General features: G+C 54.8%; 2 protein-coding genes. Both read left to right on the top strand.

All coding sequences use genetic code 11. The features are described from left to right. Window positions 1–206 precede the first annotated feature (206 nt). Window positions 207–1,898, top strand: coding sequence for a transposase (locus BSG09_RS19910; RefSeq protein WP_254799224.1), 1,692 nt, complete (start codon window positions 207–209; stop codon window positions 1,896–1,898). Further along, window positions 1,811–2,694 (top strand): IS1595 family transposase gene (locus tag BSG09_RS19905; protein ID WP_092936217.1). Its coding sequence is split into 2 segments (ribosomal slippage): window positions 1,811–2,273 and window positions 2,273–2,694, totalling 885 coding nucleotides; the frame shifts between segments, so codons are not numbered across the junction. The genes BSG09_RS19910 and BSG09_RS19905 overlap by 88 nt, the downstream gene beginning before the upstream one ends. Window positions 2,695–3,075: the final 381 nt, after the last annotated feature.

Genomic DNA, 3,075 nt, shown 5'->3' with positions numbered 1-3,075 from the left:
CCAGATCTCAAAACCAGCAGTACAGAAGTTCTAACGACATTAATCTGAATATCAAAATTCCAATACTGCCGCTGTCTTGCGTTCAACAGAGCATTCTTTATCCCTTAGCCCGTTGCACGGGTTCAAAATTAGCTCCAACCTATCGCGGTGTGGTCACTAGCTTCTGAAATAGTCACTTTCACTAGACTAGAAGTCGGATCGATAGTATGTCCAGCACTAGATCCGACACGAGTGAGAACACAGCCACTTCCCATAAGACTGCTGTTCGTGAGTTCCTCCGCACACACGGCGAGGTCGTCTCGAAGGAGCAACTCCGCGCTGGCACCTCGGTGCCAGCGTGGTATATCGATCAAATCGCCTCCGAAGACTCTTTCTACACCTCGCTGAATCATCACGGCAGCTACGTCGCCAGTAAACACGTCGTTGGCCACCGATCAACCCACGACGGTTTCTGGCGACCCGAGGTGGACGACGGCGTTGCCGTCTTCCACCGAAAAGAGGACACCAAGTCAACCCTCAAACACCTCGCGTTCAGGCGTCCATCCGGACTCACACCAGCCGAAGCCCACGATCTTCTCGATCGCCGCTGCTACCGTCCACTCCGCAAGCTCGCTGAAAAACAAGAGATCCATGCCGCTGACTGGCAAAACACCACTCTCTACCTCCACAGCTGGCCGTCCCGACGGGACGACCAGCTGTTACAACGTCAGACCGACCAACCAACCGATATCACGCCCGATGAGCCAACCGAAGACGGCTATCTTTACCGAGACGAACTTATCGCTACCTTCCTCTCGGTCGCTGTCTCACAGATTCAGTCGATCCCTCCTGAACGAGCAGCTGCACTCGTTCTTCGGCAGTTCGAGGGCGACTCCTTCGACGCCCTCGAACGCCGTATTCGTCGCAATCACTCGTTCAGGGAGGCTCTCGACTACGTCGAGCCAGAGGATGTCCCCGACGGGACATCCCTCTGGCGGGCCTTCGACAAACTCCAACCGGACGAACTCCGTGACTGCCTCCAGTCGATGTGTGGCGAGTTGCTCGATGATCACGACCACGCTGGAGAGTTCATCATCATCGACGGTACCCACATAGCCGCTTGGGCAAACACACGCGAAGAGATCGAAAATGGCGACGTTGAAGGGGCAAGCTGGGGGAAACACGAAGGATCGTTCTACGGGTACAAGGTGTTCCTTGTCGTCGACGCCGCAACCGAGTTGCCGGTCGCCATCACGATGGAGACCGGCAAACGCAACGATACTGCGGCATTTGAACCACTCATCGAGGAATTCGATGAGCGGTACGACACCAACCAACTCCAGGCTGCATTGGCTGACGCCGGCTTCGATAGTCAGGGCAACCGTGAGTTCTGCCAAGACCGGCTCGATTGTCCGTTACTGACAGCAATCAATCCCCGGAGATCGTCGCCGTTAGCGACGATCAAGGAGGAAATCAAAGAGCTCTTCGAGGAACACGGAGAGAAGATCGAGAGTCCCTACGACGCTCTGGAGCGACTGCCGCAAGAACAACTCTCGGAGTATGGCGTTGAGGCCGGTAGTGTCGAAGAGACCTATATTTTCCAGGCTATCAAAGAGCGGATGCATCGACACCTGCGGGCAGGTGTCGAGCGAGTGTTCTCGCGGCTGAAGTCCTTCACCGGCCTTGATCGCGTGCGGGCACGCAAGAAAGACAACGTTGAGACGCACGTCGTTCTTTCAGCGGTCGCACTCGTCGCAGCGTCTCTCACCGCAACGCTCATCCCGATAAGCCGTAACACCGATTTTGCTGGCGAATCAATGACCGGTCAACGATGGATGAGGAATCTGCTCAAGTCTTCCTTCCATCACGTGAACGGTGTTTTGAACGTCTCCGTCTCGCCCGCTTCGGCGAGACGGTGACGTGTGTCCACTGCGGAAGCGACGAGGTCGTCAAGCGAGGAACCACGGGCAAAGACGCTCAGCAGTACTGGTGCAAAGCCTGCGAGACGTACTTTAACGACCTCACAGACACGATTTTCGGTCAGCATCGCTTCGAACTCGAAGAGATGTTCTACACCATCAAGGAGATGCGATCTGAGCGGTCGGCTCAGATCGCTCGTGACCTTGACCGTGATTACGAAGCCGTCCTCAACTTTGTCCACGAAGTCCAAGAAGCGAGTGGAGAGATTGACGAATTTGAGCTTTCCGAGGTGTGTGAAGCCGACGAAATCTACGTGACTGCTGGTGAGAAAGGACGTGAGGACGAGGATTCGAGTCCGCGCGAGCGCGGACTCAAAAAAAGGGGCGTGGAGACTTCGAGGGAGACAAACCACCAGTGCTGACACTCGTCCGTCGCTCCGACGGACGTGTTCGGTTTCTCGTCTGCAAGGACTTGGAAGACGCTGACGAAGACATCGCTGAGTACGGTGACGGCAGTGTCATTCTCTGCACGGATGGATATTCGATCTACGAGGACATCGAAGAGAAGGAGGGGGTGGACGGCCATCTGGCCGTCACCCACTCCGACACCTACGTCATCGGCGACGCCCACACAAACACCTGCGAGAACCGCCACAGTTTCCTTCGCCAGTGGCTGGCGAAGTTCAGAGGTGTCTCGAAACATCATCTCCAGAAGTATCTCAACTTCCTTGCACTGAAACTCAACTCATCTGAGGATTGGTTCGAGAAACTTCTATGTTACAGTGTATCGGGATGAGCGCACCGCAAAACAGCAAGGAAAACCGGGACTGATACGCTCGCCAGGACGGCTCATTTGATCGGCAACCCATCTGTCCAAAAATCAGGGTTCGCCGCCTGAGAGGCATCGCTCTCAGGCGGCTGGGTTTCTTGACTGCTACCTGATCAATCGGGGAGTCAACCGGCTGTATAATCTTGACCTATCAAGAATCCGTCCTTCACTGAACCAGTTCAGCCGAGAAAGTCTGGGTCTGATGGACAGCCGCTCCCCTCTGGCGAACTAAGATTGAACGTGCAATAGGGTATTGAAGGCATTCGGATTGCTGTGACGCCAGACGGTGTGGACGTCCTAATTGATGATCGAACCGATATATAAGATTAATATCATAATCGCTTTTTC

Origin of the sequence: Natrinema hispanicum (assembly GCF_900111485.1) — an archaeon.
Lineage (GTDB): Archaea > Halobacteriota > Halobacteria > Halobacteriales > Natrialbaceae > Natrinema > Natrinema hispanicum_A.
The sequence above is the reverse complement of the archived record's forward strand: the minus strand, read 5'-3'. Positions and strand labels throughout refer to the sequence as shown.